Genomic DNA, 14,860 nt, shown 5'->3' on the forward strand with positions numbered 1-14,860 from the left:
AAGTTCAGGGTGGTGATTAATCGACGGCAATGCAGCGCCGTATGGAACTATCGAATCATGTCATTCAATCATCTTTCACCCGTCCTCGCGGAGGCGCTTGGCGCGCGCGGTTATGACGCGCTAACCCCCGTGCAGTCGCAGGTTACCGAAGACGCGGCGCAAGGCCGCGACCTGCTTGTTTCCGCCCAGACCGGGTCAGGCAAGACCGTCGCCTTCGGTCTTGCAATGGCGGGCGAGCTCCTGGAGGGCGGCCGCCTTACCTTCGCCGCCGCCCCCCTCGCGCTGATCATTGCACCCACGCGCGAACTGGCCCTGCAGGTCAGCCGCGAACTCGGCTGGCTCTATGCGAAGGCCGGCGCGCGCATCGCGACCTGCGTCGGCGGCATGGATGCGAGCCGCGAGCGCCGCAATCTCAATCAGGGCGTGCACATCGTCGTCGGCACGCCGGGACGACTGCGCGATCATCTCGAGCGCGGTGCGCTCGACCTTGAAAGCCTGCGGGTCGCTGTGCTCGACGAGGCGGACGAAATGCTCGACATGGGGTTTCGCGAGGATCTTGAAGAAATTCTCGACGCCACGCCCCAGTCGCGGCGCACGTTGCTCTTTTCCGCAACGATCCCGAAGCCGATCGCGCAGCTCGCCAAGCGCTACCAGCGCGACGCGCTGCGCATCTCGACCGTAGGCGAAGACCGCGGGCATGGCGACATCGCCTATCAGGTGGTTACGGTCGCTCCCGCCGATATCGAAGGCGCGGTGATCAACCTTCTGCGTCTTCATGAGCCCGATACAGCAATGCTCTTTTGCGCAACCCGCGACAATGTCCGGCGGCTTCACGCGCGGCTGGTCAATCGCGGATTTGCAGCCGTCGCCCTGTCGGGCGAGCACAGCCAGAACGAGCGCAACCATGCGCTGCAGGCGCTTCGTGACCGCCGGGCCCGCGTTTGCGTCGCGACCGACGTCGCTGCGCGCGGAATCGACTTGCCGAGTCTCAGCCTCGTCATTCACGTCGAAATCCCACGCGATGCCGAAACGCTCCAGCACCGCTCGGGGCGCACCGGGCGCGCGGGCAAGAAAGGCACCGCGGTGCTGATTGTCCCCTATCCGCGCCGTCGCCGCGTCGACGCCATGCTGCGCGGTACGCGTATCGAGGCCGAGTGGGGGAATGCGCCGAGCGCGGCCGACGTTCGCCAAAAGGACCAGGAGCGACTCATCGAAAAGCTGCTCGCACCGGTCGAGCATGAGCCCGATGATCTTGAACTCGCGCAGCGGCTGCTCGCCGAACGTTCGCCCGAGGATATTGCCGCCTCGCTCGTCCGCGCGCACCGCGCGACCATGCCGCCGCCCGAGGATCTCATCGACAACGGCCCGCCGCCGCGCCGCGAGCGTCGCGAGGGCTTCGAGCAGGGGGGCGATCATCCCCCTCGCGGCGAGCGCTCACCCCGCCGCGAAGGGTTCGACGACAGCGTCTGGTTCCGACTCAACATCGGGCGGCGACAGAATGCCGATCCGCGCTGGATTCTGCCGCTGCTTTGCCGCCGGGGCCATGTGACGAAGCATGAAATCGGCGCGATCCGCATTGGCCCCAGCGAAACCCTGTTCAACATTCCGCTCGCGATCGCGGACCGTTTCGCCGAGGCCGTCGAGCGCAGCGCCAATGCCGATGGCGAGGACGAGAGCGGCGTTGCGATCACGCCGGCACCCGGCGGTGCTGCCTACCCCCCGCGCCGCGACAAGGCGCCGCGCAAGGGCGGCAAGCCCTTAGCGGGCGGCGGCAAGCCCGGAGGGTTCAAGGCAAAGCCCTTTGGAAAGGGCAAGGGACGCGCCCCGCGCTGACCCCGCCCCTCCTCGAAACAGGAGGGCGCGCGTTGCACGCCCCTTGCGCCGCTCCTCGCTTCGCCCCAAAATCGGTGCGAGAGCAGGAGAGGATGGAATGCAGGCGATTGAGGCCTTTATCGAGGCGCAGGGCGGACCCGAGGTCATCAAGTGGCGCAAGGTGGCGTTGGGCGCGCCAGGACCTGGGCAGGCGTTGGTGCGGCAAAGCGCGATCGGGCTCAATTATATCGACGTCTATCACCGCGACGGCACCTATCCCATTGACCTGCCAGGCGGGCTCGGCCTTGAGGCGGCGGGCGAGGTGGTCGCGGTCGGTGAAGGCGTTCACGCCCTCCGGCCGGGCGATCGCGTCGCAACCTTCGGACCGAAGCGCGGCGCCTATGCCAGCGCGCGGATTGTTCCTGCCGCGTCGCTCTTCAAGCTGCCGGCGAGCATCGACGAGGAGACCGCTGCAGCGTCGCTACTCAAAGCCTGCACCGTGGAGGCGCTTGTCGAGCGCTGCGCGCGGGTCGAGGCGGGCTGGCCCGTGCTCGTTCACGCCGCGGCGGGCGGGGTGGGTCTCATTCTTGTCCAGTGGCTCAAGGCTATCGGCGCGACCGTGATCGGCACGGTCAGCACCGAGGACAAGGAGCAGGCAGCGCGCGAGGCAGGCGCCGATCATGTCATCCGCTACAAGGACGAGGATGTCGCAGCACATGTCCGCGAGATCACCGACGGGCAGGGCGTTCCGGTGGCCTTCGATGGCATCGGCATGGCGACGTGGGATGTCTCGCTGAAAGCCACCGCGCGGCGCGGCCTGATCGTCAGCTACGGCAATGCAGGCGGGCCCGTGCGGGGGGTCGATCTTGGCATCCTTGCGCGGCACGGGTCGCAGTTCGTCACCCGTCCGACACTCTTCGATTATTATCTCGACCCCGGCGAGCGCGCCGCGGGCGCGGCGCGCGTGTTCGAGATGATCGACGATGGCAAGATCAAGGTGACCATCGGGCAGCGCTATGGCCTTGAGAATGCGGCGCGGGCCCATGCTGATCTCGAAGCGGGGCACACGACGGGCTCGACGCTCCTGCTTCCGGAGATCGGCTAGTCCCCTTTCGCCGGCAAAGCGGGCGCTAGTCCTTCAACCGTTCGGCATGCCAGGCGATATGCTCGGCCATGAAGGTCGAGATGAAAAAATAGCTGTGATCATAGCCCGGCTGCATGCGGATGGTCGCTTTCTGGCCCGCTCGCCCGCATGCCTCGGCCAGCAGTTCGGTCTTCAGCTGTTCACCAAGAAAAATATCGGCCTCACCCTGATCGACGAGCAGGTCGGGGAGCCGCGCGCCCGCGTCGATCAGCGCGCAGGCATCATAAGCGCTCCATGCCTCGCGATCCGCGCCGAGATAGGCTGACAGCGCCTTTTCGCCCCACGGGCACTGCGTCGGCGCGGCGATCGGCGCAAAGGCGGAGACCGAACGGAAACGGTCTGGCGTGCGCAGCGCGACAGTCAGCGCGCCATGTCCGCCCATCGAATGGCCTGTAATTCCCTGCCGCGCGAGATCCGCGGCGGGACATTCGCGCAATATCAGCGAGGGCAGCTCATCCTCGACGTAGGAGCGCATCCGGTAATGCCGCGCCCACGGCTCTTCGGTCGCATCGACGTAGAAGCCGGCGCCGAGGCCGAAGTCCCACGCGCCATCAGGATCGTCGGGGACTCCTTCGCCGCGCGGGCTGGTATCGGGCGCGACGAAGATCACGCCATGTTCGGCGCAGGCGGCGCGATACTCGCCCTTTTCCATTACATTGGCATGGGTGCAGGTGAGGCCCGAGAGATACCAGAGGACGGGAAGCTTTGCTCCCGCTTCATGGTCGGGGACAAACATCGCGAAGGTCATGGCAGTGCCCGTCGTATCGCTTCGGTGCCGGTAGACGCCCTGCGTGCCGCCGTGGCTGCGGTTGGTGGAAAGGATTTCGAGTGTCATGAAGGATCCTGCGTCGGGATGGGAGCGATCAGGGGATCATGGCCCCAATGACGCAGCAGGTCCAGTATCGCCCCTCCCGACAGTCCCAATGTTCCGGTGTTGCGCAGCGGGTGAACATTGACGCGGTCCCGGGCCGCAACGCCTGCGTCGAGCACCACCCTGATGCTGCCCGGCGGAGCGTTGATCGCAGCGAGCGGGGTCACCGAGCCCGGTGTGATCCCGAGCAGGCGCTGCATGTCCTCGGCCTTGGCGAAGCTCACGCGCTTGCAGCCGATCGCGGCGGGAAGCGCTTTCAGATCGACGCGCGCCTCGGCAGCTACAGTGACAAGCCAGAAGGCGCCGCCCGCGTCCTTCAGAAACAGATTCTTGGTGTGAGCTCCCGGAATCGCAGCATTCACCGCCTCGCTTTCGGCGACCGTGAACACGGCGACATGCTCATGCGCGGCGAAGGGAATGGCAAGCGTATCGAGATCCGCCATCAGGCCTGCTTCGCCGCGCATGGTCCTCAGCCCATTCGGTGGAGCGCGCAGAGCTTGTTGCCCGAGGGATCGCGAAGATAGGCGAGATACATCTTCATGCCGCTGCCCTCACGCACCCCCGGCGGGTCTTCGATCGCGGTACCGCCTGCCTCGACCCCCGCGCGGTGCCAGGCATCGGCCTGTTCGGGATTCGCCATCGCAAAACCGATGGTGCAACCGTTGCCCGCGGTCGCTGGCTGGCCATCGATTGGCGCGGTCACCAGAAACAGTCCGCCGTTGTGGATGTAGATAATGCGGCCCTTGTCGTCGATGATGCCGGGCTTGCCGCCGATGGCCTGAAAGGTTGCGTCGTAGAATTTTTTCGACGCGTCGAGATCGTTCGATCCGACCATATTATGGCTGTACATGGTGTCCGCTCCTCCTGCTTTGGTTGCGATTAGCCACCTACCCTGCCCCGCCGGCCAGGACCAGCCGCCTTTGCGCCTGGCGTTCACCGAAATTGAAGAATCCCCCTGGCGCCAGGCCGCGGCTAGCGGAAGACGATAGTCTTGCGTCCGTCGATCAGCACCCGCTGCTCAGCGACCCAGCGCACCGCGCGTGCCAGCACCTGCGCTTCGATATCGCGGCCGGTACGAATGAGGTCGTCGGCCGACTGGCGATGGTCGACGCGTTCGACCGCCTGCTCGATGATCGGCCCCTCGTCGAGATCGCCGGTGACGAAATGGGCGGTAGCGCCGATCAGCTTCACCCCGCGTTCGTGCGCGCGGTGATAGGGTTTGGCGCCCTTGAATCCGGGAAGGAAGCTGTGGTGAATATTGATGCAGCGCCCCGCGAGACGATCCGACAGATCGCTCGAGAGGACCTGCATATAGCGTGCGAGCACCAGATATTCCGCCTCGCCCTCGGCCATGACGCGCAGCATCGCGGCCTCCTGTTCGGCGCGGTTGGCGTCGCTCACCGGCAAATGGTGAAAGGGAACGCCGTGCCACTCGGTGAGGCGGCGCAGCGTCTCATGGTTCGACACGACGCCGACAATGTCAATCGCGAGATTGCCGGTCGACCAGCGGTGCAGCAGGTCGTTGAGACAATGGCTGCCCTGCGACACCGCGATGACGAAGCGCGGTTTCGCCGCGCGGTCGATAATCCGCGCATCCATTTCAAAGCGTGCGATGATCGGCGCAAACGCCGCTTGCACCGCCGCCAGTCCTTGCGGAAAGCGCGGTCCGGCGCCGCGGAACTCGACGCGCATGAAAAAGCGCCCCGAATCGAGATCGGCATATTGCTGGCTATCGAGAATGAAGCCGTCGCGCTCGGCGAGCAGCCCTGTCACTGCGGCGACGATTCCGATCTTGTCCTCGCACGCCAGCGTCAGGATGTAGCGCGCGGCAGCGTCTTCGCTCATATCAGCCAGACATCTTGTGGAAGGCGCAAAGCTTGTTGCCCGCCGGGTCGCGCAAATAAGCAAGGTAGAGCACACGGCCCTCGGTTGCGTGACGAATGCCTGGCGGATCTTCGGCGGTCGTTCCGCCGTTCGCCAGTCCCGCAGCGTGCCACGCTTCCACCATGTCGGGTGACGCGGCGAGCAGCCCGAGTGTATGCCCGTTGCCGCACGCTGCGGCCTCGCCATTGACCGGCTTCGTGATGAGCAGGCGCCCACCGTCATGTGTGTATATCAGGCGTCCACGCTCATCGATCTTCCCTTCGGGCACGCCGAGCGTTCCAAGCGCTGCGTCGTAGAAGGCCTTGCTCGCGGCGATGTCGTTCGACCCCAGCGTCACATGGCTGAACATGACCTTGGTCCTTTAGTAGACGACGACGCTGCGGATGCTTGTCCCCGCGTGCATCAGATCGAAGCCCTTGTTGATCTCCTCGAGCGTCAGGACGTGGGTAATCATCGGGTCGATCGCGATTTTGCCGTTCATGTACCAGTCGACAATCTTCGGAACGTCTGTGCGCCCCTTGGCGCCGCCGAAGGCGGTGCCCTTCCACACCCGGCCGGTCACGAGCTGGAACGGACGGGTGCTGATTTCCTTGCCCGCCTCGGCTACACCGATGATGATGCTCTCGCCCCAGCCGCGATGACAGCATTCGAGCGCAGTGCGCATCACCTCGGTATTGCCTGTCGCATCGAAGCTATAATCGGCGCCGCCGTCGGTGATCTCGAGAATCTTGGCGACCGTCTCGTCACGCGACAGTCCCTTCGAATTGACAAAGTGGGTCATGCCGAACTTGCGGCCCCATTCCTCGCGGCTTGCGTTGATGTCGATGCCGATGATCTTGTTTGCGCCGACCATCTTGGCGCCCTGGATCACGTTGAGGCCGATGCCGCCGAGTCCGAAGACCACGACATTCTCGCCCGCCTGCACCTTCGCCGTGTTGACGACCGCGCCGACGCCGGTGGTGACGCCGCAGCCGATGTAGCAGCTCGTCTGAAATGGCGCGTCCTCGCGGATCTTCGCCACCGCGATTTCGGGGAGCACGGTAAAGTTGGAGAAGGTCGAGCAGCCCATATAATGATAGAGGGTCTGCCCCTTATAGCTGAAGCGCGAGGTTCCGTCGGGCATCAGCCCCTTGCCCTGCGTGGCGCGGATCGCGGTGCAAAGGTTAGTCTTGCCCGAAAGGCAGCTTTTGCACTGGCGGCACTCGGGGGTGTAGAGCGGGATCACATGGTCGCCCGGCTTCACGCTGGTCACGCCCGCGCCGACCTCGCGCACGATCCCGGCCCCCTCGTGCCCCAATATGCTCGGGAAAATGCCCTCGCTGTCGAAGCCGTCCAGCGTATAGGCGTCGGTATGGCAGATGCCCGTCGCCATGATCTCGACCAGCACCTCGCCCGCCTTCGGACCTTCAAGGTCAAGCTCAACGATTTCAAGGGGCTTTTTCGCTTCGAACGCAACAGCAGCGCGGGTCTTCATCAGCCGGTCTCCTTTTTGCTGGCTATCAGCACTCCACAACGCTGACCGCAAGCCCCCCCTTTGACGTTTCCTTATATTTGTCGCGCATGTCGCGGCCGGTTTGCAGCATCGTCGCGATCACCGTGTCGAGGCTGACGACGTGGGTGCCGTCGCCGATCATTGCGATGCGGCTCGCATCGATCGCCTTGATTGCGCCCATTGCGTTGCGTTCGATGCAAGGGATCTGGACGAGGCCGCCAATCGGATCGCAGGTGAGACCAAGGTTGTGCTCCATACCGATTTCAGCCGCATTCTCGACCTGCGCATTGGTGCCGCCCAAAGCTGCGGTCAGCCCCGCCGCCGCCATCGAGCAGGCGACCCCGACTTCGCCCTGACAGCCCACCTCGGCGCCCGAGATGCTCGCGTTTCGCTTGTAAAGAGCGCCAATTGCACCGGCGGTGAGGAGGAAGGTACGCACACCCGCAGCGTCGCCGCGATAACTGCGGCGATAATAACGGATCACCGCGGGGATGATCCCGGCCGCACCGTTCGTCGGTGCAGTGACGACGCGGCCGCCCGCGGCATTCTCCTCATTCACCGCCATCGCCCACAGGTTAATCCAGTCCATCATTGCCATCGGATCAGAGAGGTTCGCCTCCTGCCGTTCGCGAATATCTGCGGCAATCTGCGGCGCGCGTCGCTTGACCTTTAGGCCGCCCGGCAGCGTGCCGGTGCTCGAGCACCCTGCATCGATCGAGGCGTCCATCGCCGCAGCGATGCTGTCGAGCCCGGCGTCAACCTCTTCATGGCTTCGCAAGACGAGTTCGTTCGCGCGCATCATCTCGGCAAAGCTCTTGCCTGATGCCGCACCCATTTCGATGAGATCAGCCCCCGAGGTGAAAGCGAAGGGTTGTTCGACCTCATTTTCGCCGCCGCGGCTGTTTCGGCCTGCTTCATCCTCGTCGACGACGAAGCCGCCCCCGACCGAGAAATACATGCGCCTTACCAGAATCTCGCTTTCGCCGTCGCGCGCGGTGAAGCTGAGCGCGTTGCTGTGGAAGGGCTGGCGCTGCTTCATCTGAAAATGGAGGTCGCGCGCTGGCTCGAAGCGGACGGGGTGGCGACCCAGCAGGTCAAGAGCGCCTTCCCCCGCCGCGCGGGCCCAATGCGCCTCGATCGCAGCGAGGCTTGTCGAGGCAGGGATTTCGCCCGCGAGCCCCGCGACCAGAGCGGTATCGGCTGCGTGCCCCTTTCCCGTCAGCGCGAGCGAGCCATAAAGGTCGGCCTCGACATGCGCGGTGCTCGCCAGCAAGTCTTGTTCCTCAAGCCAGATGGCAAAGCGGCGCGCCGCCACCATCGGCCCCACGGTGTGCGAGCTTGAGGGACCGACACCGATCTTGAAGAGGTCAAAGAGGCTGATCGTCATAGGAGCGCCTATAGGCGAAGCGCCATCAGCAAGATAGACACGCGCGAGGAACCCGGGCGCCGCGTCGGCCGCGCCGGCAAAGGATCAGACAAGCCTTCATGCATAGCAGCCGAACGGCGCTGAAGGGGTGAGGGTGCGGCGTGGCCCAAAGCCCCCGACCGCACCCCTTCCTCGCGAACGCGCGACAAGGTCGCCCGTCTCGCTGCCTCCCCTAATGCGGGGGAGCTTTTTCCGGATCAGGCGGCCGGATAGGTCCAGCTGCCGCCGCGGGCGAGATTCTCGGCCGCGAAATCCCAGTTCAGAAGCTCGTCGACCACAGCATTCACATAATCGGGGCGGACATTCTTGCGGTCGATATAATAGGCATGTTCCCACACGTCGATGACGAGCAGCGGAGTGATACCCGCGGTCAGCTCGGTGCCCGCGTCATGGGTGTCGGTGACCGACAGCGCGCCGTCGCGCGAGACGAGCCACGCCCAGCCCGATGCGAAATGGTTGATCGCGGTGTCCTTCAGCTTCTTCTTCAGTTCATCAAGCGAACCGAAGTCGCGGTCGATCGCAGCGGCGAGGTCACCCGAGGGTGCGGTCCGCGCGGGCGACAGGCTATTCCAATAGAAAGCGTGGTTCCAGGATTGAGCGCTGTTGTTGAAGAGCCCCTTGTTGCCCGACCCTTCGGCGTGATGAATGATTTCCTCAAGGCTCTTGTCCGCAAGTTCGGTGCCCTCGATCGCGGCATTGACCTTGTCGACATAGGTTTTGTGATGCTTGCCATGGTGCGTCGCGAGCGTGTCGGCCGAAATATGGGGCGCCAGCGCGTCCTGGGCGTAGGGCAGCGGCGGGAAAGCGATCGTCATGACAGTCTCCGTTTTCTTTTGCAGATGGCCTCTAATTCGACCCTTCCTCCGGCGGTTGCAAGCCCCTGGGCAGGCAATTTTTCTTTCCCCGCCTTCAAGAATCACGTCGCCATTGCACGCAATGTCGCAATACGATCGGCCTCTTCGGCTGGCTTGTCGCGGCGGATGCGCGAAATGCGCGGAAAGCGCATGGCGAGGCCCGACTTGTGCCGCTTCGAGGCGTGAATCGAATCGAACGCAACTTCGAGTACCAGCGTCTTTTCGACCTCGCGCACCGGGCCGAAGCGGCCAATCGTGTGATCGCGGACGAATTTGTCGAGCCATTTGAGCTCATCGTCGGTGAAGCCCGAATAGGCCTTGCCCACCGGCAACAATTCGCCAGCGTCAGTCCAGCAGCCAAAGGTATAATCCGAATAGAAGCTTGCGCGGCGACCGTTGCCGCGCTGCGCATACATCATGACGCAATCGGCAACGAGCGGGTCGCGCTTCCATTTGTACCAGAGCCCGGCGCGGCGACCCGCGACATAGGGCGCGTCGCGGCGCTTGAGCATCACCCCCTCGATCGCGGCGTCGCGCGCGCCAGCGCGCAAGGTCGCAAGTTCGTCGAAATGCGCCGCCGCGATCACGGGCGACAGGTCGAAATGGCTCGCCGCAAGGCGCGGGACGAAGCCCTCTAGCTGGCGCCGCCGCTCGTGCCACGGCAGGGCGCGCAGGTCGGATCCGTCGACGGCAAGCAGGTCATAGACGCGCACGAAGGCCGGAAAGTCGGCGAGCATCTTTCTTGCCACTGTCTTGCGCCCGAGCCGCTGCTGGAGCGCGTTGAAGCTTGCCGCGCCGCCCTCGGCCCCGCCCTGCGCCTCGCCGCGGACCAGCAATTCGCCGTCGATCACCGCGTCCTGGTCGAAAACAGCAAGCAGTTCGGGAAAAGCCGCGCCGATCTCCTCGCCGCCACGGCTGTAAATTCGTGTCTCGCCGCCGCCGTGGACGAGCTGGACGCGGATCCCGTCCCATTTCCATTCGGCCGCAAAATCGGAAAGGTCGATGCTCTCGCCCTCGAGCGGATGGGCGAGCATGAAGGGGCGGAAGAAGGCGACATCGGTAAGATCCGGGCGCGGCGCCTTGCCCTCGCCCCAGGCAAAGAGCGGCGCATAGGGAGGCGGGATCGCGTGCCACAGTTCCTCGACATCGTCGATGGAGACATCGAAAGCCTGTGCAAAGGCCTGTTTCGCAAGGCGCGCCGAGACGCCGACACGCATGCCGCCGAGCGCAAGCTTGAGAAGGGCATAGCGGCCGTCGCCGTCAAGACGGTCGAGCAGCGAGGCGAGAATGGCCGGGGCGTCACCTCGTGTCGCGCTCGACAACGCATCGACGGCCTGCGCGACGGACAGTTCCTCAGCCTCTTTCCCGAGCGGCGCATCGGGCCAAAGCAGCGCCGCCGTCTCAGCGGTATCGCCAACGAAATGTCGCGACAGGCGGAACAATTCCTCGTCGACCCGGGCGCCGAGCAGGGCGCGCACCGTTCCCGCCTTGACCGCGGGAAAATCCAGCGCGCCAGTCAATGCCGCGAGCGCCCAGCCGCGATCGGGATCGGGTGTATGCCGAAGATAGTCGACGATCAGCGCCAGTTTGCTGTTGCGCGAGCGCGTGTAGACAAGCCGATCGATGAGAGCCGCGAAGCGCTTCACGCCTCTTCCTCCAGATCACGGCCGATCAAGTGGAGCGCCCGGGCCTTGCGCTGGGTGAGCTCGCACCAGCGCAGCAAACCTTCCTCGCTGCCGTGGGTAATCCAGCTTTCCTGCGGGTCCACCTCGGCGATCGTGGCGGTGAGTTCGTCCCAGTCGGCATGGTCGGAAATGACGAGCGGCAATTCGACCATCCGCTGCCGTGCGCGCTGGCGTACACGCATCCAGCCCGAGGCCATGGCGGTGACCGGGTCAGGGAGCCGCCGTGACCAACGGTCGTTCAGCGCCGAGGGCGGCGCAAGAATAATCTGGCCCGCCATCGCATCCTTGGCGCTTTCGCTGACAAGCCGCAGTTCACCCAGAGGAACGCCATGATCGGAATAAAGAGCGCACATGCGTTCAAGCGCACCGTGAATGAAGATGGGCGCATGCCACCCCGCAGCACGCAGCTCGGCGATCACCCGCTGCGCCTTGCCGAGCGCATAGGCACCAACAAGCACACAGCGGTGGGGCTCGGCGCGCACCGCGGCGAGCAGCTTGGCGATTTCGCCTTCGGTCGGCGGGTGGCGGAACACAGGAAGGCCAAAAGTCGCCTCTGTTATAAAAATATCGCAGGCAACGGTTTCAAAGGGTGCACAAGTGGGGTCCGCGCGGCGCTTGTAGTCACCGGTGACGACGATCCGCTCGCCCTGATATTCCATCAGGATTTGCGCGCTGCCAAGGACATGCCCCGCCGGATGAAAACTGAACCGCACTCCGCCGCGCTCGAACCCCTCGCCGTAGGCTACGGCGTGATTATGGTGTGCTGCGATATCGACGCCGTAACGCAGCGCCATGATCGCAAGCGTCTCGGGCGTTGCGAACACCGCATGATGACCGCTACGTGCGTGGTCGGCATGACCATGCGTCACCGCGGCTCGCTCCACGGGGCGCGCAGGATCGATCCAAAGGTCGGCCGGACGCACGTAAAGCCCGTGGGGATGCGGTTCGAGCCATGTCTTGGCCTTGGCCATCAGGCCGCAAGGTCCCGTGCGCAGGCAAGGTCGGCGACAAAGGCCTCGCGCTCGGAAGCGGCGCGTAGCTTGTCGGGCATGCGCAGCAAGAAGGAGGGGTGGATCGTCGCGATCAGCTGACCTCCGCTCTCGAGTGGGTGTACCGTGCCGCGCATCGACTTGATGCTTAGCGATTTGCCTGTCACGCCGCGCAGCGCGCTAGCGCCCAAGGTTATGATCAGGTCCGGCTTGACCAGCGCGCGCTCCTTGTCGAGCCACCATCGGCACGCGTCGATCTCGCCCGCGCTGGGGTTCTCGTGCAACCGCCTTTTGCCGCGGGGTGTGAATTTGAAATGCTTCACCGCGTTGGTCAAATATAGCTGCCGCCGGTCGAGCCCCGCTTCGGCGAGCGCTCCATCCAGCAATTGTCCTGCTGGGCCCACGAAGGGGCGACCCTGCAGATCCTCCTGGTCGCCCGGCTGTTCGCCGACAAGCATGATCCGCGCCCTTTTGGGGCCCTCGCCCGCAACCCCCTGCGTCGCGCTGCAATGAAGCGGGCAGCGCTTGCATCTGTCAACGGCGCGCGCGAGCGCCTCAAGCGTCGTTACATCATCGGGGGCATCATCCTCGGGCACAGGCTTCCGCCATTTCTCGGTCAAGGGGTTCGCCAATGAAACGGCCGCTTCGCGCATGCGTTCCGCCCGCGCCTCGGCACCCGCAACGAGGGCCGCTATATCCTCGGCCTCGGGCAGATTACGCCAGTATTTCTTGGGCATTTCGGCGCGCATCGCGTTGATCTTCACCCGCGCCGGATTGAAAATTGCGCCATAATAGGTGCGCCATTGTTCCTCGACGACGTCGGTGTCGGGCACTTCATCCCTGCTCCCGCCGGGACCATAGGTCAGTGTCTCATTCCGCCAGATCGCACGAGCATCGGGCGTCACGATCGCCCAGTCCATCCCAAAAAAGCGCCGCTGGAAAAAGGGAGCGGCCAAGGGGATGATCCTGTGCGATGGCTCGAACCATGCCACGAAACACTCACGCCCCGCCTCCTCGCCGAGGCGGCGGAAGCGCACGAAGGCATGCATCTTGTGGACATCGCGGCGGATCGCCTTGTCGGCCTTGCGCAGCCAATCGATATCGGGGTCGGCCCCCCGCGCGAGTAACTGCTTGTCGTGCGCTGCGCGCCAGATGATCCGGTAGAGGCGCGCAGGCACATCGGCATCCCTGTGGCAGATTACCCGCTCGGCCACCTCGATCAGCTCGCGCGGCAGGTTCACGGGCGCTCCCGACCGGGGAAGGCTCCCCTCGCCGAACAGCGATGCACCCGCGGAGCCGACGCGCCAGCCCACCTCCTCGGGCGCGACCCCGCCCGCAAGCAAGCGGCGCGCCGCACTTCGCCACGCGTCAAAGTCTCCCGGTTTTTCAAGCTGCACATCTTTCATAGCGCGAGTGCCAATTGTTCAGCCGGCGGCGCAAAGCGCGCGCGAAGTTCGGCGCTGTCGGTCAGCGAACCCGGCCGCCAGTCGGGAGTGACGATGAAGGGAAGCAGCTTCTTCACCGATGCGGTAAATCGGGCGAGGTCGCCCAGCCGGAGCCGCCCCAGCCGCCGGGCCGCGACAATGCGATCGACAGCGCGTGTTCCAAGTCCCGGCACGCGCAGCAAGAGCTCGCGCGGCGCGCGGTTGATGTCGACGGGAAATATCTCGCGCCGCTGGAGCGCCCAGGCGAGCTTGGGGTCGATCGCAAGGTCGAGCATACCGTCCTTGGCGCCCTCCAGGATCTCGGTCCGCTCGAACCCGTAGAAACGCAGCAGCCAGTCGGCCTGATACAGACGGTGCTCGCGCATCAGCGGCGGGCGCAGCGGTGGCAGGTCGCTGCTTGCGTCGGGGATCGGACTGTACGCCGAATAATAGACGCGGCGGAGCTGATATGCTGAATAGAGATTGGTCGCGGTCTTGAGAATGTCATCATCGCGTGCGGCATCGGCGCCGACGATCATCTGGGTCGATTGTCCCGCCGGGGCAAAGCGCGGGGGCCTTGCCTTGCCGATGAGCCGGCCTTTTGCCGCCTCGATCGCCCCGGATTCGCCGACGCGCACCGACGCCATTGTCTTGCGGATCGTCTCGGGCCTCTTTTCCGGCGCAAAGCTCGTCAACCCGGCTTCGGTGGGGAGTTCGACGTTGGTCGAGAGGCGGTCGGCATAAATCCCCGCCAGCGCCACCAGTCCCGGATCGGCCCCCGCGATCGTCTTGAGATGAATATAGCCCTGAAAGCGATGCTCTTCGCGCAGCAGGCGTGCCACCTCGACGAGCTGCTCCATCGTATAATCTTCCGAACGAATAATGCCCGACGAAAGGAAGAGCCCCTCGATATAGTTGCGCTTGTAAAAATCGAGCGTCAGGCGAACCACTTCTGCAGGGCTGAAGCGCGCGCGCTCGACGTTGCTTGACGCGCGATTGATGCAAAAGCGGCAGTCGTAAACGCAAAAGTTGGTGAGCAGTATCTTGAGCAGCGAGATACACCGCCCGTCGGGTGCGTAGCTATGGCAAATCCCCATGCCTTCGGTTGACCCGATGCCCCTTGTTCCGGTCGAGTCGCGTTTCACCGTCCCCGACGAGGCGCACGAGGCGTCATATTTTGCGGCATCGGCCAATATGGCCAGCTTTTCGAGAATCGGCTTTGCGGACATGCGCCCATGCCTAGCATGGGAACGTATAGGGAACAAATAGTTCTGGGTTA

At 64.5% G+C, this 14,860-nt stretch carries 14 protein-coding genes; 2 read left to right on the forward strand and 12 right to left on the reverse strand.

Going from position 1 to position 14,860, the window contains the following annotated elements:
• Positions 1-57: 57 nt before the first annotated feature.
• The gene (locus tag B5X69_RS13040; protein ID WP_079639145.1) at positions 58-1,833 is read left to right on the forward strand and encodes a DEAD/DEAH box helicase; all 1,776 of its coding nucleotides are present in this window, start codon (positions 58-60) and stop codon (positions 1,831-1,833) included.
• A gap of 97 nt (positions 1,834-1,930) precedes the next feature.
• A complete protein-coding gene (locus B5X69_RS13045; RefSeq protein WP_079639146.1) occupies positions 1,931-2,917 on the forward strand; it encodes a quinone oxidoreductase family protein in 987 nt (328 codons plus the stop codon).
• Positions 2,918-2,942: 25 nt separating this feature from the next.
• Here B5X69_RS13045 and fghA read toward each other — a convergent pair whose 3' ends face one another.
• From fghA to B5X69_RS13105, 12 genes are all read right to left on the reverse strand, one after another.
• A complete protein-coding gene (fghA, locus tag B5X69_RS13050; protein WP_079639147.1) occupies positions 2,943-3,791 on the reverse strand; it encodes an S-formylglutathione hydrolase in 849 nt (282 codons plus the stop codon).
• Entirely contained in the window at positions 3,788-4,270 is a 483-nt protein-coding gene (locus B5X69_RS13055; RefSeq protein ID WP_342745794.1) for a prolyl-tRNA synthetase associated domain-containing protein, read from the reverse strand. Before B5X69_RS13055 ends, fghA begins: the two co-directional genes overlap by 4 nt.
• A 26-nt stretch (positions 4,271-4,296) precedes the next feature.
• On the reverse strand, positions 4,297-4,677 hold the full coding sequence (locus B5X69_RS13060) for a VOC family protein (RefSeq protein ID WP_079639149.1): 381 nt from the start codon (positions 4,675-4,677) through the stop codon (positions 4,297-4,299).
• Positions 4,678-4,799: 122 nt separating this feature from the next.
• The gene (purU, locus tag B5X69_RS13065) at positions 4,800-5,672 is read right to left on the reverse strand and encodes a formyltetrahydrofolate deformylase (protein ID WP_079639150.1); all 873 of its coding nucleotides are present in this window, start codon (positions 5,670-5,672) and stop codon (positions 4,800-4,802) included.
• A gap of 1 nt (position 5,673) precedes the next feature.
• Entirely contained in the window at positions 5,674-6,060 is a 387-nt protein-coding gene (locus B5X69_RS13070; RefSeq protein WP_079639151.1) for a VOC family protein, read from the reverse strand.
• Positions 6,061-6,072: 12 nt separating this feature from the next.
• Complete coding sequence (locus tag B5X69_RS13075) at positions 6,073-7,185, reverse strand: S-(hydroxymethyl)glutathione dehydrogenase/class III alcohol dehydrogenase (protein ID WP_079639152.1); 1,113 nt, start codon at positions 7,183-7,185, stop codon at positions 6,073-6,075.
• Between the two features lie 25 nt (positions 7,186-7,210).
• Positions 7,211-8,590 carry an L-serine ammonia-lyase gene (locus B5X69_RS13080; protein ID WP_079639153.1) on the reverse strand — a complete coding sequence of 460 codons (1,380 nt, stop codon included), beginning with the start codon at positions 8,588-8,590 and terminating at the stop codon, positions 7,211-7,213.
• Between the two features lie 236 nt (positions 8,591-8,826).
• A complete protein-coding gene (locus B5X69_RS13085) occupies positions 8,827-9,444 on the reverse strand; it encodes a superoxide dismutase (RefSeq protein ID WP_079639154.1) in 618 nt (205 codons plus the stop codon).
• Positions 9,445-9,545: 101 nt separating this feature from the next.
• Positions 9,546-11,129 (reverse strand): cisplatin damage response ATP-dependent DNA ligase, encoded by a 1,584-nt coding sequence (locus B5X69_RS13090; RefSeq protein ID WP_079639155.1) that lies wholly within the window; start codon positions 11,127-11,129, stop codon positions 9,546-9,548.
• Positions 11,126-12,139: a ligase-associated DNA damage response exonuclease gene (locus B5X69_RS13095; protein ID WP_079639156.1), complete on the reverse strand. Its 1,014-nt coding sequence runs from the start codon at positions 12,137-12,139 to the stop codon at positions 11,126-11,128. The genes B5X69_RS13090 and B5X69_RS13095 overlap by 4 nt, the downstream gene beginning before the upstream one ends.
• On the reverse strand, positions 12,139-13,563 hold the full coding sequence (locus B5X69_RS13100; RefSeq protein WP_079639157.1) for a UdgX family uracil-DNA binding protein: 1,425 nt from the start codon (positions 13,561-13,563) through the stop codon (positions 12,139-12,141). Before B5X69_RS13100 ends, B5X69_RS13095 begins: the two co-directional genes overlap by 1 nt.
• On the reverse strand, positions 13,560-14,810 hold the full coding sequence (locus B5X69_RS13105; protein ID WP_079639158.1) for a putative DNA modification/repair radical SAM protein: 1,251 nt from the start codon (positions 14,808-14,810) through the stop codon (positions 13,560-13,562). The genes B5X69_RS13100 and B5X69_RS13105 overlap by 4 nt, the downstream gene beginning before the upstream one ends.
• Between the last annotated feature and the right edge of the window lie 50 nt (positions 14,811-14,860).

Origin of the sequence: Sphingopyxis flava, assembly GCF_900168005.1 — a bacterium.
In the GTDB taxonomy this organism is placed as follows: domain Bacteria; phylum Pseudomonadota; class Alphaproteobacteria; order Sphingomonadales; family Sphingomonadaceae; genus Sphingopyxis; species Sphingopyxis flava.